General features: G+C 60.5%; 20 protein-coding genes. 6 read left to right on the top strand and 14 right to left on the bottom strand.

Annotation, left to right across the window (positions count from 1 at the left end; all coding sequences use genetic code 11):
- Positions 1-44 precede the first annotated feature (44 nt).
- The gene (locus OF385_RS00270) at positions 45-1,361 is read right to left on the bottom strand and encodes an ABC transporter substrate-binding protein (RefSeq protein ID WP_264276444.1); all 1,317 of its coding nucleotides are present in this window, start codon (positions 1,359-1,361) and stop codon (positions 45-47) included.
- Positions 1,362-1,532: 171 nt separating this feature from the next.
- Positions 1,533-2,555, bottom strand: coding sequence for a LacI family DNA-binding transcriptional regulator (locus tag OF385_RS00265; protein WP_264276443.1), 1,023 nt, complete (start codon positions 2,553-2,555; stop codon positions 1,533-1,535).
- A 174-nt stretch (positions 2,556-2,729) separates the two neighbouring features.
- Between OF385_RS00265 and OF385_RS00260 the strand changes: the two genes are divergently transcribed.
- Genes OF385_RS00260 through OF385_RS00240 form a run of 5 tightly spaced genes read left to right on the top strand, consistent with a single transcriptional unit; the run spans position 2,730 to position 9,278 of the window.
- Entirely contained in the window at positions 2,730-3,866 is a 1,137-nt protein-coding gene (locus OF385_RS00260; RefSeq protein WP_264277962.1) for a Gfo/Idh/MocA family protein, read from the top strand.
- Positions 3,863-5,116: a dihydrodipicolinate synthase family protein gene (locus OF385_RS00255; protein ID WP_264276442.1), complete on the top strand. Its 1,254-nt coding sequence runs from the start codon at positions 3,863-3,865 to the stop codon at positions 5,114-5,116. Before OF385_RS00260 ends, OF385_RS00255 begins: the two co-directional genes overlap by 4 nt.
- Complete coding sequence (locus OF385_RS00250) at positions 5,113-6,021, top strand: sugar phosphate isomerase/epimerase family protein (protein ID WP_264276441.1); 909 nt, start codon at positions 5,113-5,115, stop codon at positions 6,019-6,021. The genes OF385_RS00255 and OF385_RS00250 overlap by 4 nt, the downstream gene beginning before the upstream one ends.
- Before the next feature lie 30 nt (positions 6,022-6,051).
- On the top strand, positions 6,052-8,172 hold the full coding sequence (locus tag OF385_RS00245) for a DUF6807 family protein (RefSeq protein WP_264276440.1): 2,121 nt from the start codon (positions 6,052-6,054) through the stop codon (positions 8,170-8,172).
- Between the two features lie 11 nt (positions 8,173-8,183).
- A complete protein-coding gene (locus OF385_RS00240; RefSeq protein ID WP_264276439.1) occupies positions 8,184-9,278 on the top strand; it encodes a M24 family metallopeptidase in 1,095 nt (364 codons plus the stop codon).
- Positions 9,279-9,348: 70 nt separating this feature from the next.
- Here OF385_RS00240 and OF385_RS00235 read toward each other — a convergent pair whose 3' ends face one another.
- The 4 genes from OF385_RS00235 to OF385_RS00220 all read right to left on the bottom strand — a co-directional run bounded on the left by OF385_RS00235 (position 9,349) and on the right by OF385_RS00220 (position 13,617).
- A complete protein-coding gene (locus tag OF385_RS00235) occupies positions 9,349-10,257 on the bottom strand; it encodes an NAD-dependent epimerase/dehydratase family protein (protein WP_264276438.1) in 909 nt (302 codons plus the stop codon).
- 8 nt (positions 10,258-10,265) lie between these two features.
- Complete coding sequence (locus OF385_RS00230) at positions 10,266-11,621, bottom strand: Gfo/Idh/MocA family protein (protein WP_264276437.1); 1,356 nt, start codon at positions 11,619-11,621, stop codon at positions 10,266-10,268.
- A 96-nt stretch (positions 11,622-11,717) separates the two neighbouring features.
- Positions 11,718-12,698: a carbohydrate ABC transporter permease gene (locus tag OF385_RS00225; RefSeq protein WP_264276436.1), complete on the bottom strand. Its 981-nt coding sequence runs from the start codon at positions 12,696-12,698 to the stop codon at positions 11,718-11,720.
- Positions 12,691-13,617: a carbohydrate ABC transporter permease gene (locus OF385_RS00220; protein ID WP_264276435.1), complete on the bottom strand. Its 927-nt coding sequence runs from the start codon at positions 13,615-13,617 to the stop codon at positions 12,691-12,693. Before OF385_RS00220 ends, OF385_RS00225 begins: the two co-directional genes overlap by 8 nt.
- Positions 13,618-13,992: 375 nt before the next feature.
- On the opposite strand from OF385_RS00220, the gene OF385_RS00215 reads away from it, so the two are divergent.
- Positions 13,993-15,096: a mandelate racemase/muconate lactonizing enzyme family protein gene (locus OF385_RS00215; protein WP_264276434.1), complete on the top strand. Its 1,104-nt coding sequence runs from the start codon at positions 13,993-13,995 to the stop codon at positions 15,094-15,096.
- Here the strand turns inward: OF385_RS00215 and OF385_RS00210 are convergent.
- From OF385_RS00210 to OF385_RS00175, 8 genes are all read right to left on the bottom strand, one after another.
- Positions 15,093-15,815, bottom strand: coding sequence for a glycerophosphodiester phosphodiesterase family protein (locus OF385_RS00210; RefSeq protein ID WP_264276433.1), 723 nt, complete (start codon positions 15,813-15,815; stop codon positions 15,093-15,095). The two genes, OF385_RS00215 and OF385_RS00210, sit on opposite strands and share 4 nt — an antisense overlap.
- Positions 15,812-16,606, bottom strand: coding sequence for an HAD family hydrolase (locus tag OF385_RS00205; RefSeq protein ID WP_264276432.1), 795 nt, complete (start codon positions 16,604-16,606; stop codon positions 15,812-15,814). Before OF385_RS00205 ends, OF385_RS00210 begins: the two co-directional genes overlap by 4 nt.
- 1 nt (position 16,607) lies before the next feature.
- Positions 16,608-17,507: a PfkB family carbohydrate kinase gene (locus OF385_RS00200; RefSeq protein ID WP_264276431.1), complete on the bottom strand. Its 900-nt coding sequence runs from the start codon at positions 17,505-17,507 to the stop codon at positions 16,608-16,610.
- Positions 17,508-17,516: 9 nt separating this feature from the next.
- Positions 17,517-18,185, bottom strand: coding sequence for an alpha/beta hydrolase family protein (locus tag OF385_RS00195; protein WP_264276430.1), 669 nt, complete (start codon positions 18,183-18,185; stop codon positions 17,517-17,519).
- Positions 18,185-18,973, bottom strand: coding sequence for an enoyl-CoA hydratase/isomerase family protein (locus OF385_RS00190; RefSeq protein ID WP_264276429.1), 789 nt, complete (start codon positions 18,971-18,973; stop codon positions 18,185-18,187). Before OF385_RS00190 ends, OF385_RS00195 begins: the two co-directional genes overlap by 1 nt.
- 32 nt (positions 18,974-19,005) lie before the next feature.
- Positions 19,006-19,752 carry a LysR family transcriptional regulator substrate-binding protein gene (locus OF385_RS00185; protein ID WP_264276428.1) on the bottom strand — a complete coding sequence of 249 codons (747 nt, stop codon included), beginning with the start codon at positions 19,750-19,752 and terminating at the stop codon, positions 19,006-19,008.
- An 83-nt stretch (positions 19,753-19,835) separates the two neighbouring features.
- Positions 19,836-20,267, bottom strand: a complete 432-nt coding sequence (locus tag OF385_RS00180; RefSeq protein ID WP_022874462.1) for a universal stress protein — start codon at positions 20,265-20,267, stop codon at positions 19,836-19,838.
- A 57-nt stretch (positions 20,268-20,324) separates the two neighbouring features.
- Positions 20,325-21,023: a dienelactone hydrolase family protein gene (locus OF385_RS00175; protein ID WP_264276427.1), complete on the bottom strand. Its 699-nt coding sequence runs from the start codon at positions 21,021-21,023 to the stop codon at positions 20,325-20,327.
- Positions 21,024-21,093: the final 70 nt, after the last annotated feature.

The raw sequence follows: 21,093 nt of genomic DNA, 5'->3' as shown, positions 1-21,093 counted from the left end.
GGACCCAGTTCAATGAATGAACTGGGTCCCTCAGTTTGCATGGACTACTGCGCTACAGCGGTTTCGATTTCCTTGAAGGCGTTCTGCGCGGCATCTGCCACGCTCTGGCGGTCAAAGAAGACTTCCATTTCGTAGCGGTATAGGATGTCCTGGACGGCGCTGAATCCCATGGGCGGAATAGGTTCAGTTCCTTGCAGCTCCGGTTCCAGGCTGGTGACGAATTCTGCCGAGGCGGTTTCAATCGAGTCAAGGTCGGCGACGACGCTCTTGCGGACATCGAGGTTGGCGGGCAACCCGCGGTCCATCTTGTTCAGCGCGCCGGCCTCTTGCGAATTGACCATGAAATCAATGAATTTCTTGACCTCATCCGGGTGCTTGGTACGGCCGTAGCCGGACATCATCATCGAAGATTTGTACCACAGCCCATTGTCCTGCGCCTTGCCGGTGCTGCTTGGCAAGCGCAATGGAACCAGATCAGATCCTACGGCTGCCGACAGGCCACCGAGCTGGTTGCTCCACCACATGCCGAAGGCTGCGGTTCCGGTGCCGGTCATCGAGCGGTCTGGTCCGGCGTTCTGGTTTTCTGCCAGCACCGAAGCCTTAGGGTATGACCCGCCGCTGAGCAGGTCCCGGTGGTGCTGGAAGTACCCGGTGAGGTCTTCGACGGTGAACCCGAGGGCGCCGTCGCTGCCGGTCAGGTGCTTGCCGTCCTGACGTAGCCAGGTCTGCAGGCCTGCAGGTTCATTCGGGGCTTCGGCGCCGTATTTGCCGTCGAGCTTCTCGCTCACGGTTTCGGTGATCTTCCGGTAGTCATCCCAGGTCCAGGTCTTGTCATCGGGAATTTTCAGCCCGGCTTCCTCGAGGACTTTCGGGTTGGCAGTCAGCGTGAAGGAATTGATGCCCGTGGTGATTCCGACCAGGCCGTCATCGGTGGTGCCGTTCTGGATGGATACCTCTTCAAACTTGGAGACATCCACGCCGGTCAGATCGAGCAACGCTCCGCGGTCCGCATATTCACGCAGGTACTTGTCGTCCATCTGGATGACATCGGGAGCATCATTGGAGGCAACCTGGGTAGCCAGCTTGTCCCAGTACCCGCTCCAGTCCGAGTACTCGCCCTGTACGTCGATGTCCGGGTTCTCGGCTTCAAAGGCTTCGATGATCTTGTTGGTGGCTTGGGCTCGCGAATCGGAACCCCACCATGAAAACCGGAGTACGGTCTTCCCGTCGGCGCTCTCAGCGCCGCCGCTGCCTCCGCAACCGGTCAACGCGAGGGCAGCAACCGCGGCAATGGCTACGGACTTGCTCAGGCGTGCACCGAACTTCTTTCGATTGTTTCTTGAGATGTCCTGCTGGTCCATGGGTCTCCTCCTTGAGTGGGCCGGTGAGTGCGAGGCTTCAACAATTGGCCGTGATTTTCAGTCTTTTGGAAAGCGCTTCCCAAACAATCTAATTGTGACCCCAGTCACGAGTCAAGAGGCAAAGTTGAATAGGTCAATAACTTTTGGCCATGGCATCGCGCACGCTAGGTCCTACCGATTCCCATCGCGCAATCGCGACGATTCGCGCAGCACAGTGGTGCCAGTAACCACCATTTTGCGCGCATCACCATGGCTGAGCACCATTTCTCCAGCCCAGCGGCCGATTTCCTCCAGCGGAAGGCGAGCGGTACTAACCGAAGGCGTGACGTCCTCAAGTGTTGGAATATCGTCAAAGCCCACCACAGCGATATCTTCGGGTACACGCAACCCGCTTTCCCTAATGGCGCGAATCGCACCCAGGGCCATGACATCGGATACGCAGAAGACGCATACTTGCTGGCCCGCCCCTTCGGGCTTTCGCGCCTGGAGGTAGTCGCTCATGGCCATGTAGGCACCTTCCCGGGAAAACGCCCCATGGACAACCTCGACGGCGGCAAGACCGGTGCGCTTGAGCTTCGAGAGAAAGCCTTGGGCGCGATGGCGGGAAGTCAGCAGATTTTCATCGCCTGCCAGCACAATAAACTTGCGATGACCTGCACGGATCAGATCTCCGGCCAGATTCTCGGAGGTGGTTTCGTTATCCACCTGGATACCGCCGGTACTGGCTAGCGGCTGGCCAATAACAACCACCTGCCCGCCATTCTCCTGGTAGTTCTCAATCAGCTTGAGCAGCCCGTCATCTTCAGATTGACCACGTGAGCCGGACAAGATGATGGCATCTGTCCGCTGCGACATGAAGGCCCTGACGGCCTCGATTTCCCGCTCCGGCTCGGAATCGGTGCTGGCCAAGAGCAACTGGGTACCGCTATCTCCCAGGCCACGCTGGACACCGCGCGCAATCGTGGAGAAGTAGGGGTCGGCGATATCGCGGACGACAAGGCCAATGAGCTTAGTCGATGCACGGGCAAGCGCTTGCGCTTGCGCGTTGGGAAAGTATCCGAGTTTTTCCGCAGCCGCGCGGACCTTATCGGAGATCTCGGCCGCTGGTTTACGTGCGGAACCGTTGAGCACACGCGAGGCAGTAGCCAATGAAACTCCGGCTTCATTAGCGACGTCAGTTAGTCGAATAGCCATCTGAAATCCTTTTCGTCCACTACAAGCTGGGACAAGCTTATCTTTCAATCCCCGTGATGGTTGACACCCCAATTCTGCATCACTATCGTGGAAAGCGCATTCCCAAGAATATTTCCCTCTCTCACTTCAGCCGAGGAGTCTCTCGTGACAAATACCAAAGTTCTCCGAATTGCCATGAACGGCATTACCGGCCGCATGGGCTATCGGCAACACCTGCTGCGTTCGATCCTGCCCATCCGCGATCAGGGCGGCATCACCCTGGCTGACGGCACCAAGCTCACCGTTGAGCCGATTCTTGTCGGCCGCAATGAAGATAAATTGCGCGAGCTCGCGCAAAAGCACCAGGTAGAGCACTACAGCACAGACCTCGATTCGCTGATCGACGACCCGAGCATCGACATCATTTTCGATGCCTCGATGACTTCGCTGCGGTACGACACCCTGTCCAAGGCCATCGCCGCCGGCAAGCACATCTTCACCGAAAAGCCGACCGCTGAAACACTGACCGATGCCATCGACTTGGCCCGGCAGGCCAAAACCAAGGGCATCACCGCTGGCGTCGTGCACGACAAGCTCTACCTGCCCGGACTCGTGAAGCTGCGCCGCCTCGTCGACGAAGGCTTTTTCGGAAGAATCCTCTCCCTGCGCGGAGAATTCGGCTACTGGGTCTTCGAAGGCGAAATCCAGGAGGCACAGCGCCCATCGTGGAATTACCGGTTAGCCGACGGCGGCTCGATGACCACCGACATGTACTGCCACTGGAACTACGTTCTGGAAGGAATCATCGGCAAGGTCAAGAGCGTCACCTCGACAACCGCCACCCACATCCCGACCCGCTGGGATGAACAGGGCAAACCATATGAAGCTACCGCAGACGATGCGGCCTACGGCATTTTCGAACTCGAAACCCCCTCAGGCGATCCGGTGATCGCACAGATCAACTCCTCCTGGGCGGTGCGCGTGTACCGCGACGAACTGGTCGAGTTCCAGATCGATGGCACCCACGGCTCAGCCGTTGCAGGCCTGAACAAGTGCGTCGCCCAGCAACGCGCCCACACCCCGAAGCCGGTCTGGAACCCTGACCTGCCGGTTACCGAATCCTTCCGCGATCAGTGGCTGGAAGTTCCAGCCAACGCGGATTTGGATAACGGCTTCAAGCTGCAGTGGGAAGACTTCCTCGCAGACGTCGCCGCCGGACACGAACACAAGTACGGCCTGCTCTCGGCAGCGCGCGGCGTGCAGTTGGCGTCCCTGGGCTTGCAGTCCGCAGCAGAGCGCCGGACCTTGGACATCCCGGAGATCACGCTATGAGCGAGAACAATTTCCCGGAACTAACCCTGATCGACGAGCACGGCCAGTCCTTCACTTATCGGTTGCAGGGTCCCGGAGACTTCCACCGCCCCGCCTCGCCGATCACCTCGCGCAAGGTTTATGCCGCGGCCCACGTGATTCCTCAAATGGGGGCGGACAATACTCCCGGCGCGCCAGCGGTGATCGACTGGGAGGCCACTATGGCCTATCGCCACGAGCTCTGGTCCTACGGCCTCGGCGTCGCCGATGCCATGGACACCGCGCAGCGCGGCATGGGCCTGGATTACCCTGCGACCTGCGAACTCATCAACCGCTCTGCTCAAGAGGCGGCAGCTGTCATCTCGGAAAACCGCTACCCCGCGCTCACCGGGATGACGGTGCGCGATATTGTCGCCTGCGGCGTGGGAACCGACCAGCTCACCATCGAATCCGTTGAACCGGGCCAGCTGCAGAAAGTCGCTGACGCCTATCTGGAAATGCTGCGCCTTGTCGAGGCCTCCGGCGCGAAGTCCATCCTGATGTGCTCGCGCGCGTTGGCCAAGGCCGCGCGGACTCCCGAGGATTACCTCCAGGTTTACGGCGACCTGCTGGAAGCAGCCCAGCAACCGGTGATCCTGCACTGGCTGGGCGAGATGTTTGATCCGCAGCTTGCCGGCTATTGGGGAACCACCGATCTTTCCGAAGCGACCTCGGTATTCCGGTCCATCTTGGAAAAGTACTCGCAGAAGATCGACGGGGTGAAAGTTTCCCTGCTCAACGCAGAGCATGAGAAACAACTCCGCTCGGCCCTTCCCTCAGGGATCAGGCTCTACACCGGAGACGACTTCAACTACCCCGAGCTCATCGACGGTGACGGCGAACTTCATTCAGATGCCCTGCTGGGAATATTCGCCGCCATCTACCCCGCCGCCTCGACAGCGCTGCAGGCGTTCGATGCCGCGGATTCGGTGCGGGGACGGGCCATCTTGGACTCTACCCGGGAGCTGGGACTGCATATCTTCAGTGCCCCGACCTTCTACTACAAGACGGGTATCGCCTTCCTTTCCTGGCTAAACGGCCATCAAAGCGGCTTCCAGATGGTGGGCGGGCTGCACGCTGGGCGCTCGCTGCCCCACCTGATCCGAACCTTTATTCTGGCGGATTCCGCCGGTTTGATCTTGAACCCGGGCTTGGCCGCTGAGCGCATGGAACAGCTCCTTGCGGTCTATGGAATCAAGGCAGCCAACCGATCACTGACAGGAGTGTCATGAGCTTCGAATTATCACTGAACACCGGCACCACCCCCCACCTCAACCTGCACGAGGCGGTCGAAGCGGCAGCCCGCGCTGAATTGACCCATATCGGCCCTTGGCGCCACTTGCTCGAAGAAGCGGGAGGGGCGCAACGCGCAGCGGACATCATCAAGGAAGGCGGACTGCAGGCAAGCACCCTGTGCCGTGGCGGATTCCTGACGGCAACTTCCAAAGAGGCGCAGAAGGATGCTTTCGATTCCAATAGGAATGCCATCGAGGAAGCGGCCACCATCGGGGCAGGAAATCTGATCATGGTCGTCGGCGGATTGCCGTCAGCCGCGCACGTTCTCGGAGGCACCGGAGATCCGCAGGATAAGGACATCGTCGGAGCTCGCGACCGAGTCGCGCGTGCACTGGACCAGCTGGTGCCTGTTGCGTTGGATCATGGGGTTTGCCTGGTTCTCGAAGCGCTGCACCCCATGTATGCCGCTGACCGGGCGGTGCTCTCGACCTTGGGCCAAGCCCTGGATTTGGCCACCGCGCACCCTTCCGAAGCCGTCGGTGTTGTTGTCGATACCTTCCACGTCTTCTGGGACCCGCAGTTGCAGCAGCAGATCCAGCGAGCCGGGCATGAGCGCCGATTGGCCAGTTACCAAATCTGCGATTTCAATCTGCCCATTGCCAGCAACGCCCTGCAATCGCGCGGCATGATGGGCGACGGGCATATTGATTTCACTTCCATCTCCCGCTGGGTGGCGAAGGCCGGTTATCGAGGCCCGGTGGAAGTCGAGATCTTTAACGACGAGATCAATAGCCAGGATGCCGATCTGACCTTGGCGGCCATGTCTGAGCGTTATCAGTCGCTTGTTTTGCCTCATCTTGAACAAGCTGCGGGCATCCAGCCGGCGAGCGCAATAAACTGATCTGACTTCAACGATTCCAAGAAGGGCACTATGAACCAGCAATCCACCGCAGCGACTGCCAAAGACGACAGTTCCGTTGCGCCGTCATCAGCGCCAACGGTGGTGCTGGTTGGCCTCAATGGCTTCGGACGCCAGCATCTGAGCAACATCCAGCGCTTGGCCAGCGAGGACAAGATCAGTTTCCTCGCCGGCATCGATCCTGAAGATCCGGGCAGCCTGGTTCCCGGGGACAACACGCGAATATTCACCACCCTCGATGAGTTCCTCGAATCCGGGCTGAAACCGGATATCATCATCATTTCGACCCCGATCAGCACCCACGCCGATTTGGCCATGAAAGCTCTGGATACCGGCGCGGACCTGTATCTGGAAAAGCCGCCAACGGCCACGCTGGAGCAATACGAGACCCTGCTCAGTGCCGCCCAGGCAGCTGGCGTTAACGTCCAGGTTGGGTTCCAGGCCCTGGGGTCGCTGGCTCTGACAGCGGTGGCCGGGTTCTTTGAAGAGGGCGCTGAGAACTCTCCCATCGGGGCGCTACGAGCGGTCGGTGCCAGCGGAAACTGGCTGCGCACCACGGGCTACTACAACCGATCTCCATGGGCGGGCCATCGCCAGCTCAACGGCGTGGATATCGCCGACGGCGTGGTCACCAACCCGCTGGCCCATGCGGTTGCCAGCGCACTGCGGATCGCCGGTGCCCAGCGTGCTGGTGATATTCTCTCGGTAGCCACGGATTTGTACCATGCTCATCGAATCGAGGCCGACGATACGTCCGTGGTGAGGATGCAGACAAACAGCGGCATCCCGGTCACCGCGGCCTTGACCGTTTGCGCGGCCGATCAGCAGGATCCGTGGATCACCATCTATGGGACCGAGGGCTCGGCCATCTTGTACTACACGCGCGATGAATTGGTGATCCGCCCCAATCCAGAATTCGGCAAGCCCGAGTCATCCCAGGTCTTCGGTCGCGTGAACCTGCTGGAGAATCTCGTAGACGTCCGTGCCGGTCGCGCGCCCGAGCTGCTGAGCTCGCTGGAATCGGCCGGCGCGTTCATGCGGGTCCTGGAACAGATCCGCACCGGTGCCGAGCCCATGGATATTCCGGCGGACTACGTGATCTCCACCGACCGCGGCGATCAGTTCCATCCGGTCATCCCCGATATCGAGCATTTCATCAACCGTTCCGTGGCCGCGCAGTCCGATTTTTCCTCGCTTGGCGCACCGTGGGCCAGCGAACCGGAGACCAGCGGAACATTCGCATTGGAGAATCCGTCCAACGCCCAAAAACAAGTCATCGCGAGGCTGCGCACGGGCCAGGATATTTCCATCACGAACTCGCCGCGACCCTTCTTGGATCAACTGACCACCATGGGCGGCGTGCACGTCAGCGACCAGCAGCCGCTGGACCACACATGGCATCTTGGGGTCTCGGTGGCCCTGCAGGACGTGAATGGAAACAACTTCTGGGGCGGGAGGACCTACACCCGTGCCGACTCGCGGTATGTATGGCGCCAAGACCACGGGCACATCCGCACAGTGGCCAATTCCTTTGCCCCGAACGGAAGTTCAGTGCGTTCCGAACTGGAGTGGGTCGGACATCAGCAGCGGGTGCTGCTGGACGAGCACCGCACCATTGATTTCACCGCCTTCACCCACCAGCCCACCTCGGCAACAGGCTGGATCATGGATTTCGCTTTCAGCCTGCGGGCACGGGAAGAATACGTATCCATCGGCTCCCCAGGATCCAACGGACGGGTCAACGGCGGTTATGGCGGATTCTTCTGGAGACTGCCCAAAGCCGAAAACACGCGGATATTCACCGACACCCTCTTGGGTGAGGAACAAGTCCACGGCTCCCGCAGCCCATGGATGGCATTCAGCTCCGACTTCGCCTCGGAAGCTGTCAGCTTGGCGCAACGAAGCACCGGCCACGGCGCGGCGACCCTCATTTTCTGCAGTGGCGACAGTGACCCATGGTTCGTCCGCAGTTCCGGCTATCCGGGTGTGGGAAGCTCGCTGGCATGGGATGCCCCGGTCGTCTTGGATCCCGGAGCCGCATTGACCCGTCGTGTGCGGGTGCTGGTGGCTGATGGCCACTGGGATCGCTCCGCAGTGTCGGCGCTCTTCCAAGAATTCGGTTCCCACCATTAGGACGCCGCCTCATGTCTTCTGCCGCCACTATTGAGTATTCAACAAAGCATGCCCAGCTCATTGAGCTCCTCCAGTCACGTGGAGCCCAGGCCATCATGCTCTCCACCCCCGCGTCCTTGGCTTGGTTCCTTGGTGGCGCCCGGACCCATGTGTCCCTCGCCGCACCGCCAATTGCCAGGGTCCTGGTTCATGCCGATGGCTGCGAACTGGCGACGTCCGTCAGTGAGGCGCAGCGCCTGCAAAACGAGGAACTCAATGCCTCGGATCAGATCAACATCCACGTCACCGCGTGGTACGAGTCCCTCGATGACGTTGGCTCGTGGTTTGGACAAGCCGCTGCATGGGAGATTCTCGACGAATCTGAGATCGAGCCGGAATTGCGTGCCTTGCGCACCGCATTATCCGCGGTGGAAATCGAGCGTTATCGCCAGCTATGCCAGGACACGGCTGAGATCATGACCGAGGTCTTGTCTGTCGTCTCCAGCGAGGACAGCGAATTTTCCGTCGCAGCCAAGCTCTCTGCCAGCGCCATGGAGCTAGGTGGTGAGGTGCTCGTTGCGCTCGTTAGTTCGGCTGCGCGTGGCGGCTACCGGCATCCCCTGCCGACGAGTGTTCCGCTGGGGCGCAAGGCCATGGCAGTGCTGTGCGTCCGGAGACACGGGCTGATTGCCAATCTCACCCGGTGGGTGCGTTTTGAACCAGCCACGGAGCAGGAAACCTCCGGGGAATCAGACATTCTCGGCGTCGAGGCGGAGATCCTTTCCGGCATTTGCGCGGGCACGATGCTTGGCGATCTTTTGTCTCGGATCCAACAGGCCTATCCGGCCCACGGTTTTGACGAGCAGGAGTGGACGCGGCATCACCAGGGCGGAATTGCCGGGTATAACGGCAGGGATCCGCGGCTGGCTCCCGGAGCGACTGACCGCTTCCAGGTCAATCAAGCGTTCGCGTTCAACCCGAGCGCGCAACGCAATGGGCTGACTTTCAAGGTCGAAGACACCATGCTCTTGACCGAGTCCGGCACTATCGAAGTTCTCAGCATGGATCCGCGCTGGCCGGCGATCATGGTGAACGGCTTGCCTCGGCCCCAAGTCCTGCAGCGATAGGCGTCCAACACAAAATCCGGTGGATGCGAGGTATATTTTCCTCGCTTCCACCGGGTTTTTGCCTCAAGGCTCAGACCTTTGCTTTGAGCTCCGTTCTCCAGCTTCGCTTGGGTTCCCAACCGATGGTTTCCCTCGCCTTGTCGATGCTGAAGGCCGGGCGGTCCCCCGTCAGACCGGTTGCCAGCGATGCGAGTTCTGGGTAGATTTCCGGAATGATTTCCGAGAGCGGCCGGGTTGCCATGGCATCCTTGGCTCCGACGAAAAATACCGAGCCGTTCTCAACTCGATCAAATCGCCCTAGGAGCAGCAAAAGGAAGTCAGCGACATCGCGTGCATCCACATAGTTGAATAGTGCCGGGGCTGAGAGCCCAGGATCCTTCAGGCGCTCGGCCACCGTGTGTCCTTGCTGCGTTGGAGCTCCGTCCCATTCTTCTTCGGCAATCACGAAGCAGGGACGGAATGAAGCGAACTTCACCGGGCTGCTGGGACCCATCTTTGCCGCGAACATGGCAGCGATCTGTTCAGCGACATATTTTGACAGCCCATAGGCGTGCCAGGGGCGTGGGGTTTCGTCTTCGTCCAAGGGAAGCTTCTCGGGAACCCAGCCGCCCGGAGATCCGTAGCCCATGATGGATGGGCTGGAGGCCAGCACCACGCGCGTCGCGCCGGACTCGACGGCGGCCGAGGTGACGTTGTGCGCGATTGTCGCGTTGGTCTTCAGCAGAACTTCCTCGGGAGCCATGAAAGGCACAGCCATCGCGGCTAGGGAAACCACTGCTTGCGGGGAGATTTCCTTGAATGCCGTGTGGGTAGCTTCGGCATCCATCAAATCAAGGCTGCGGTAGTCAACGCCGCGAACGCGCTGCTTGGGCAACTCCCGGTCCAGCGAGACGACCTCGTGTCCGGCCGCTGCGAAGCCATCGACCACTGCACGTCCCAAGCGGCCAGAGCCGCCGGTGATAATGACTTTTTCGCTCATGGAATCAATCACACCTGAACCTGTTGATGCAATGACAGATTAACCCCTAGTCCGGCCGATGCAACATCGATGAGGGCGCCGGTGTCCAGGGATTTGTTCCCGCAGATTCCTACGGCAATGGCGCGGACGCCGTCGAGGAACCCGGCTTGGCGTGAGTAGGCGTCTGCTTGGCGCCCTTCGAAGAGTTCTTCCAAAAGCAGCCTGTCGCCCCCTCCGTGCGATCCTTCCGAATTGATGATCGGGATTTCTTCGGCCCCTTGCCAGTGGCGCTGAACCACAAGGCGTTCACCCTTGGAACGGACGTTGCTGCTCTGCCCGTCGTCGCTGTAGGAGGGATCCACTGGCCTCCCGCCAGATGCCGGCAGAACTGCAGCGCGCTCGACCACGTCGAGTTCCAGTCGGCCTTCGGTTCCGTTAATGGCCACCCGGTAGCCTTCCCAGGGGCTGTGCGCGTTGAGCGAGTAGGAAAGAATCGGGCCTTTGTCGTATTGAACTGTCAGGCTCAGATTGTCTTCGATGGAAATCTGGCCGTTGAAGACGCCTTGGTCGCGACGGTACCCATCAAAATGCTCATTAGCCAGGTACAGTTTTTCCAGTCGTTCATCGCTGCGCAGATCAAGATCGAATGGCTCTTGGTCGCTGGTATCGTGCGTGCCGCGTTCGTGGGTCGCGAAGCCCCTGGCTTCGGCGTTCTTCGGGCCATAGAACTTCAGGCCTCCGGCGGCGAATACGCTGTGCGGCGAGTCATCAAGCCACCAGTTGACGAGGTCAAAATGGTGGCTCGATTTGTGGATGAGCAGGCCGCCGGAATTCTCCTTGAGACGGTGCCAGCGGCGGAAGTAGTCGGCGCCATGGACGGTGTCGAGCATCCAATTGAAATCAACGGAGGTGACCTGGCCGATCAGCCCGTCGTCAATGGCCTTTTTCAGTGCCGTATTGCGCGGTGAGTAGCGATAATTGAAGGCCACGATGACTTCACGTCCGGTCTCGGCAACCGCCTGGGCAATGCGCGCGGTGCTCGCGGCATCGATAGTCAGCGGCTTTTCCACAATGACATCAGCGCCTGCGTACATGGAGGTGCAAATCAAGGAGGCGTGGGTATAGTCCGGCGTCGTGATGATGACCCGATCAATCGCGTTCTCGCGGATGTACGCTTCAAGGTCTTCAGGGTCAAAGGACCCCAGCCTTTGGCCGAAGGTCTGCTCGACGACATCCTGGTAGTACTCGATGCGGCCTGGGTTGGTATCCGCCAAGGCAACCAGTTCAGCGACGCTGCTGTGATCGCCGAGCATGGAGGTGATGTACATTTCGCACCTGTTGCCGGCTCCGATCAGCACATAGCGCGTGCGTGTTGTTGTTCCCATGTGTTGTTTTCTCCTTAGCTAAGGGCCGCGGCCATTGGGTCAGTTTCAGACATGCCAATGGCCCGGGTTCTAATTCTCCGGGCCATTCGCACTTGGTTATTTGATGCCGGTCGTGGCGATGCCCTTGACCAGATACTTCTGGCCGAAGAGGAAGGCCAGGAAGACCGGGATAAGGGTGACTATCGACATCGCGAACAGGGCGCCCCAATTCGATTCGCCGGTGGAGTCGATGAACGCGTTGAGTGCTACCTGCACGGTGTAGTTGCTCGGGTTCGTCAGGTAGATCAGCGAGGTGAAGAAGTCGCTCCAGGTCCAGATGAAGGTGAAGATCGCCGTGGTGGCCAACGCCGGCACCATCAGCGGCAGGATCACCTGCAGGAAGATCCGCGGGTGGCCTGCTCCATCGATACGGGCGGCTTCGTCCATATCCTTAGGAATACCGCGGATGAACTGGATCATCAGGAAGATGAAGAACCCGTCGGTGGCCAGCAGCTTGGGGACAATAATCGGCCAGAAGGTGTTGACCCATCCGATCTGGGAGAACATGACGTACTGCGGAACGATGATCACGTGAATCGGAAGCATGATCGTCATGAGCATGAGAACGAACATGATCTTCTTGAACTTGAACTCAAGCCGGGCGAAAGCGTATGCCGCCATGGAGCAGGAGACCAGATTTCCGATGATGCAGCCCAAAACCAGGATGGCGGAGTTCATCAGGTACTTGCTGAATGGCTCTGACAAGGCGTCCCACCCGTTGGGGTAGTTGGTCCAGTCCACCTCGGAAATGACCAGGCCCGCTTCACGGAAGATCAGGTCATTGGGCCTGAAGGAGCTTGCTACCATCCACAGCAGCGGGTAGATCATCACGCCGGCTGCCAGGATCAGCAGGGCATGCTTTACGACTGAACGCAGTGGCGTACGCATCTTGGGTTTGTGCCCCTTGACCCTGCGGCCCTTGGAGTCGGTTCCACCCGCCGGTGGTTTCTGGCCCAGCATTTTCTCCTCGTCGAGAACCTGATCCTGCCGTGCCTGGTCAAGATCTGCTGATTGCGGTACCGAAGTTTGATTAGTCATCGTAGAACACCCAATACTTTGAAACTAAGAAGTTCACGGCGGTGAAAGCGCCGACTATGAGGACCAGGAGCCAGGCCATGGCCGAGGCATAACCCATGTCGAATTGCTTGAAGCCTTGCTGGTACAGATACAGAGTGAAGAACATCGTGGAGTCCGCCGGCCCTCCCGAACCATTGGAAACGATGAAGGCTTGGGTGAAGTTCTGGAATGCGCCGATGATCTGCAGCACGAGGTTGAAGAAGATGATCGGGCTGATCATCGGAAGGGTGATGCTGCGGAACTGGCGCCATTTCGTAGCGCCGTCAATGGACGCGGCTTCGTAGTACATGGCCGGCACCTGACGCAGTCCCGCCAGGAAGATCACCATAGGTGATCCGAAGGTCCAGACGTTGAGCAGGATCAGGCTTCCAAGCGATGTATTCGGATCCGAAATCCAGCCGATGCCTTGTATTCCTATAAGTTCCAGCATCTGATTGACCAGGCCGGTGGTGCCGAAGATCTGCTTCCACAGCACTGCAATAGCTACGGAGGATCCGAGCATTGAGGGCAGGTAGAAAACCGAACGGTAGAACGAGAGTCCGCGCATGCCCCGGTCCAGCAGGATGGCTACACCCAGTGCTACAGCCAGCTGAAGCGGGACGCCAACCAATACGTAAGTGAAGGTCACTCGCAGCGAATTGTGCAGTCGCTGGTCCTCGAGCATCCGCTGGATGTTGTCCAAGCCGGAGAATTCCGGCGACTGCAACAGGTTGTAATCCGTGAAGGCCAGGTACAAGGACATCGCCATCGGTCCCAAGGTAACCAGAAAGAGCCCAATCGTCCACGGAATCAGGAAGATATGAGCGGCCTTATTGTCTTTTGCAGAAACCTTCCGACCCTTGGTCTTACTCAGGCTTTGCAACTCGGCAATGGCACTCACTGGCCATCACCTCCTTTCATCAGAACGCTAAGGTGCCCCTTGCGAATCGGGACCGACATGACTGACTCCTTGCTTCAAGAACTGCTTCGCCAACATGCTTTGGAATGCGCTTTCCAATCTCTATTCCACAACGCTAAACTAAAGAGCAACGTGAGGTCAACCACATTGGCCAGATGAATAATCGCAACAGCATCACCGGCAGGACAGTCGCGGACACAGGCGAAATGACATCACCTCGGCGCACCAAGAACCTTCGAAAGGAAAGGCCAATTGGCACAGGTCAGATCCGGATTTAATGACACTATCGAGTCCATAGAACTCTATCTAGTTTCACTGCCCTTTGATGCGGCACGCAGAGAAGCGGAAGATTCCAATGTGGAATCAATCGATACTTTCAATGCATCATCAAGAACTTTCACCGAGATGGAATCATTGATCGTCAAAATCACCACGGCCCAAGGACTGGTCGGCTGGGGCGAGGGATTCGGGCACAAGGCGAATCCCGCCACATGGGCGGCTTTGGAAGACATCGTCGCTCCATTTTTCCTGGGGCGCACAACCGATCTGAATGACTGCCTCCCCGCGGCGCAGTATGCTTTCCATGCCTTCGGACGCACGGGCCCGATCCATTACGCCCTGTCAGCTATCGACATCGCTCTTTGGGACATCGCAGCCAAGCATGCCAACAAGACGCTTCGGGAATTCATCAATGCCCAGGCACGCCACGAAGTCCACGCCTACGCGTCCCTGGTGCATTATGCAGAGGATCCGCACGAGGTCTCGTTCCACCTCGAACGCGCCAGATCCCGCGGATTCAAGGCTTTCAAGCTGCATGAATCCCTCAAGCCGGCGATTAGTGCCGCGCGGGGCACCGTTGGAACTCTCCCGCTGATGGTCGATGTGAACTGCAAATGGGATGCGGCCCAGGCCCGCTCGGCCTTCGCAGACTTGGCTGACTTGAATCTGCTGTGGATCGAAGAACCGGTCTTCCCGCCCGACGACTCGCGGTCCTTGCACGAGCTGAATTCCGTCTTCAAGAATGTCTCCGGTGGCGAAAACCACTCGGGAGTCCAAGGCCTGATCCATGACATGGAGCGAGGAGCCCTTGAATTCGCGCAACCAAGTGTGGGAAAAATCGGCGGCATCAGCGCAATGCTGCAAGTGCGCGAAGCCGGCCATTGTCTCGGCGCGCACGTGATCCCGCATTGCTTCTACTACGGCCCCGCGCTGCTGGCCAGCGCGCAACTCATTGCCCTGGATCCCCCGGTGCAACTGGCAGACGGCAATCTCCGCCCGGAACTGGAAATCCCGTTCTTGAATTGGGAGGTGCAGCTGCATCCCTGGCACGCGCCGCATCAAAGCCTCATGGATTCCGAGGGCATCGTGCCACTGCCGAGCACACCGGGCCTTGGATTCGCCCCGGACGAAGCCGTCGTGGATCAATACACCATCAAATACAGCGCGTTAGGCGCAAGCTAGGATCCCAGCACCTTCATCAATAACTCCGCGTCATCGCTCATGATCGCGTCGACTTTGCGATCCTTGAGCAGTTTCATGGTCGGCTCGTCATTGACCACCCACACGTGCACCTGCGCGCCAGCACGTTGGACGGACCGGGTGAAACGACCGGTGGCCACGGGCAGCCAGCCCTGCTTAAAAGGGACCTGCACCGCCCAGAAATCCTTGACCAGCTTCTTGGGAACCCAGCCAAGAAGGTGGGCGCAGAGCCAAATCAAGATGATTTCACGCTGTCCCGGCGAGCGCCTGATCGGCGCCGACAGAAGGTGGCGCACCGCATGGCTGCGGGCGCTGGAGAATGAAGCCAAGGCGATCTGCTGATGCGCCCCGCGCCGCTCGATCAGCTCGGCCAACGGGCCAATGACGTGTTCGTCTTTGACATCGAGGTTCACGACCTGCGCCTGCGGGAAGGCCTCGAGCAACTGGTCGAGGGTGCACAGCGGCTCTCCGCCGGCGGTGATCTGCGCGAGCTCATCGTCGGTGCGCTCATTGAATTTTCCGCTGGCCTCGGTCACCCGGTCCAAGGTCTCATCATGGAACAGGTAGACCGTGCCATCAGCCGAGGCGTGCACGTCGGATTCCAGATGGAGCACTCCGAGATCCACGGCACGCTGGAAGGCCACCAGCGTATTCTCTTCGTCGGCATGGCGCACCCCGCGGTGCGTGAAAGCATACGTCATTTCAGCAAGTCCTCGATGACCTGGGCGACGCCGTCTTCGGCCAAGGACGGGGCACAGTAGCGGGCCGTGGCCAGGGTGGTGGGGTGCCCCGAGGCCATGGCGTAGCCGTGGCCGGCAAATTCGAGCATCTGGATATCGTTGGGCATATCCCCGAAAGCCATCACTTCTTCCGGGGTGATGTCCAAGCGCTGGCAGTATTCGTTCAGGGTCCGCGCCTTGTGGATGTCCACGTGGGCCATCTCCAACAGCGACACGTCAAAAGCCGAGTGGGTGATGGACACCAGATGGCTGAGCTTGGGTCTCACGGCAGCATAAAAATCATCGATCGCCAGGTGCTGGGAGCGCGCAAGGAATTTCACGATGCCCTCGCGGTCCATGGCATCCGAGGACAGGTCCATCACCGCCTGCACACCGAAATTATGGTGCCGGTCGGCGAAACCCTCGCCAAGGTGCAGGCCCTTGGTGGTCTCCGCGGCAAAGGTCGCCTCCGGTTCCACTGCGGTGATGATCTGCGCGGCTTCGCGTGCCGTGGCGGCGCTCAGCGTCCGGGACCAGATCACCTCGTCGCGCTCCAGATCATAGAGCACCGCGCCGTTGGAGCAGATGACGGTACCCAGGCCGCCAAAGGCCTCGATCACCGGGGTCAGCCAGCGAAACGGGCGCCCGGTGACAAAAACGATCTGGATCCCGGCCTGGCGGGCATCCAGAAACGCCTGGCGGGTACGCGCGGATATCGTCCCGTCCGGGGCGACAATGGTCCCATCCAGGTCCGAGGCGATCAGCTTGATCACGCTAGAGCTCCTCGCGCCGTGGCGGGTTGGCACCGGCACGCTGAACGGTCACGGCTGCCGCCTTGGCGGCAAATTCCAGGGCCTGGGACAGTTCGCTGGTCTGCAGCTGGCCCAGCTTCTCGCGGTTGGCAGCGCCAATCATGTCGTGCTCGGCCAGCCAGCACAGCAAGGCCGCCGTGAAGGTATCGCCGGCGCCCACGGTGTCGGTCACTTCCACCGACGGTGCGATGAATTCTGCATCCCCGGCGCGCACCACGCCCCAGGAGCCACGTGATCCGGCGGTGGACACGACGATGGCCGGGCCCATATCCAGCCAGGCCCGGGCCGACTCATGCACCGAACGCATCGGGTACATCCATTTCAGGTCGATGCCCGAGACACGCACGACGTCGGCCTGGCCGACAAAGCGTTCCACCTCGGCCACCGTCTGGGCATGATTGGTGACCAGCGATGGGCGCAGGTTCGGGTCATAGCTGATGGTCGCATGCGTGCGCGCCGCGGAGAGCAGCGGCAACAGCTCTTCCGGGCTGAACAGCGTGGCGATGGAGCCGGTGTGCACCAATTCCACGTCCTGCGGCAGCTCCGGGCCGATGGTCGGCATCTGCCAGAAGGCATTGAAGGCGAAGGCCGCACCGCCGGCAGGGTCGAGGATGCCGTGGGCGATCACGGTCGCCTCGTCATCGGCGCCGCCCAGATACTTGACGTTGTTGTCCTTGAGGTAATCCTCGATCTTCGCGCCCTTGTCGTCGGCGCCCCAACGGGAAATCAGGGTTCCGGGATAACCCAGGCGAGCCAGTGAGACCGCGACGTTCAGCGGGCTGCCGCCAACAAATTCCTGGGCTGGGGCAATGCCTGAGGCCAGGACGTCAACGAGGGCTTCGCCGATCACGGTCGGGTTCATGCTGCTCCTTTAATAGTGCACAGGGGACAGGGCACGCACGCAGGCGGCCCATTGGCTGCTGCGCGGGTCAATCCAAGTGTAATGATCGCCCGGAAACAACGCGAAGCGGTAGTCCTGTCCGAGGGCTGCTGCCTTGTGGACCGCCCGCTGGGCGATTTTCAACGGAACGTCGGCGTCCTCGCGACCATGAAAGATTACGACACGGGCGGGCATCGGCCATAATTCCACCGGACTATAGGCAGCCAGCGGCGCCCCGTCGAGCAGCAGATCCACTGCGGAATCGCTGAGCGCCTGCCTGCGCGCATACTCCAAGTCCAGCAGTCCGGCCTGGCTGATCACCTGGGTGACCCGCGGGTCATTGGCCGCCACCACGCAGGCCAGCTGCGCTCCGGCGGAGTGGCCGATCAGCGTAATCGGCCCATCCTCCTTGATCAGTCCCAGAGCCAGCCGGGCGTCGGCGAGCATCGCCGCGGCGCTGCCGGTCCCCCGCCGGTATTCCAGGTTGTAGGCCGGAATCCCGCGGGCCGCCAGATCCTCGGCCAGCGGGACGCCGAGCTGCGCAGTGTATTTCTCGCGCCAGTAGCCGCCGTGGATGATCATCACCGCGCCGCGGGCCGTGCTCTGCTCGGGTTCGAAGAACTGGAGGTGCTGGTCCGGGTGGGCCCCGTAGTGCATCACTAGTTGCCTGGGAAGTTCGGCGAGCGCTTTTCCACGAAGGCGGCCCGGCCTTCCACCGAATCATTGGTGGCAAAGGCCCGCTGGAAGGAGTCCGCCTCCACCAGCAGCGCGTCATGGGTGTTCAGCGCATCCATCTGCACCAGCGCGGATTTGGCGTTGGCCACCGCGGTGGGCGAAACGGCGGCGATCTCCTCGATGGTGGCCACTGCCTGATCGATCAGCTCCTCGGCGGGGACCACCCGGTTGGCCAGACCGATCCGCAGCGCTTCGGCGGACTTGATCCGGCGTCCGGTGAAGATCAGTTCGCGGGCCAGCGCATTGCCGACGCGGCGCGGCAGGCGGACCGAACCGCCGAAGCCGGGCACCAGGCCCAGGTTGACTTCGGGCTGGCCGAAGCTGGCATTCTCGGAGGCGTAAATGAAGTCGCAGGCCAGGGCGATTTCGCAGCCGCCACCCAGCGCGAAGCCGTTGACCGCTGCGATGACCGGAACCTGCAGGGATTCCAGCCGTTCGGTCACCGCGTGCATCTGGCGACCGTAGGCCAGGGCGGCCTGGGAGTCCATGGCGTTCATCTGCACGATGTTCGCACCGGCCACAAAGGATTTCTCCCCTGCTCCGGTGATGATGACTCCGCGGTATTCGAATCCGGTGGTTTCAAACCAGTCGATGAAGGCTTCGAGGTCATTGACGACCTCCTGGGCCAGCGCGTTCAGCGATTTCGGCTGGTTGATGGTCAGGACCAGTGCTGGGCCCCGCGAGGACAGGGCGAGCGTATCAAATTGCTTCATGGCTTCACTCTACCCATGGGATCTGGCCGGTTCTAGCGTTTCTTGCGCCCCTTGGAACCGCCTGGCTTGCCGGGCTTGCCCCCATTGCTGCGCGCCTGCTTCTTGGCCAGCTCCTTTTGGCGCTTGGCTGCGGCCAGGGATTTGGCCTTGGCTTCGGACTTCGCCTTGTCGTTGATGCGCTTGGCCTTCTGCTCATGGTTGCGCACCGAGGCTTGGCGGGAGGAATTCGCGCTGCGGCCGCGCACAATCCCGATGAATTCCTCCAAGAGCGTGGCGTCTTCCATGGAGGTCGCCCAGGCGATGCCCACCTGGGTTGGCGCGCCGTCCTCGACGAAGCGGGAGATCACGTCCTTGCGGGCGAACAGCCGGGCGATGCTCTGCGGCACGCGCAGCACCTGGGCGCCGGAGGCCACGACCTCCATGGCCACGCCGATGCCTCCGGCGTCTTCCGGGTAATCAGCCAGGTCCAGTTGCGGGAAGCCTGCGGCGACATCGGCTGGCACCGATTCGTCGTAGTATTCGATTTCGTGGTCTTTGGCGGCGCAGACCACTTCCAGTTCCTCGTACAGCGGGATCACGTGGCGGGTGGAGTCCTTGGGTGATTCGCCGACGTAGCGCACGAACACCGCGTCGGCCTGGTCCTCGGCCAGCAGGTCGAGGATTCCGCTTTCATCGTGGCGCCATGCCTGGAGCTCAACCTTCGGATAGCGCTCCTTGAAGCGGTCCATCCATTTGCCGGGGGTCACGCCGGTAGCGTAGGCGATTCGAAGAGTTTGCACGGGTTAAGCCTACGCTGTGCCGGGTGGAATGCTGCAGGCGGGCACCGTTGAACGGTACCCGCCTGTCAGTAGAAGCGCTGGGCTTACTTGTCGGTCTTCACAACCAATACGTCGCATGGTGCCGAGTGGGCTACCGAGGAGGCAACCGAACCCAGTACGCGGCCCAGGCCCTTCATGCCGACGTTACCCACGACGATCAGCGAAGCCTTGCGGTCTTCAGCGTCGGAGATCAGAACGTCGCCTGGCTTGCCGTGGCCCGCTGCTGCGGTGATCTTCACGCCTGGGACAGCGTTCTTCACGTCGTTGGCAACGCGCTGGGCCAGCTTGCGAGCCTGCTCTGCGTCGTCCAGGATCCAGGTATCGGAACCGATGGATACGACCTCGGTGTTGTCCGATGCGTGAGCGGTGACGACCACCAATTCGGCGTCGATCTTCAATGCCAATTCCGCGGCACGGCGAGCTGCTCGCTGTGCGGTTTCCGAACCGTCGACACCTACGATGATGGTTTCTGACATATTGCTCTCCTTATTGGTAAGTGATGCTATTAAGTGATGTATAACACCTTATGGCCTTCAGGCCACTTTATCCTGTAAAAAGCCGACGGCGCGTTCCCAAGCGATAACTGCCTGCTCAGGGTCGTAATTTCCGGCGGTGTTTTCGTCATTATGGAAGGCATGCTTGGCGTCGTAGAAGTAGTACTTCACGTTGGCGCCGGATTGCTCGCGGATTTGCTCCTCCTGGGCGCGGGCCTGCCCAGGCGGGTACATCTCGTCGAAGTTGGCGTAGTGGCCCTGGATATCGGCGCGGATTCCCGAGAAGTCATTGGGCACGCCCTGGCCGACTCCGTAGAACGGAACGGCAGCGGCGATCTTCTCTCCCTGCTGCGCGGCCAGCTGCAGCACGAAGCCGCCACCCATGCAGAAGCCGATGACGCCCAGCTTCTCGCTGGTGACATGTTCATTGGCCAGCAGGTAGTCCACGGCGCCAGCCAGAAGCTGGGCACCCTTGGCTTCGGGTAGCTCGGCCATCATCTGCCCGGCTTCCTCACCGTCGTGGGTGATGGATCCGCCGTAGAGATCCGGGGCGAGGGCGACAAAGCCGAGGGCCGCGAGGCGATCGGCGATATCTCGAATGTGGTCGGTCAGGCCCCACCATTCCTGGATCACGATGACCCCGGGGCCCTTTCCTGCTTCAGGCACAGCCAGGTAGCCGTGTGCTTGCGCACCCGAGGATGGGAACGTCACGTTCTGGTGCGGGGTTTTTCCTGCCATTGCGCCTCCTGATCTTCGTGTGATCCCAGTTTATGCAGGTCTGAGCCTAATTGGCATTGATGTGCCCCAC

The sequence above is a fragment of the Glutamicibacter sp. JL.03c genome (genome assembly GCF_025854375.1).
GTDB lineage: Bacteria > Actinomycetota > Actinomycetes > Actinomycetales > Micrococcaceae > Glutamicibacter.
The sequence above is the reverse complement of the archived record's forward strand: the minus strand, read 5'-3'. Positions and strand labels throughout refer to the sequence as shown.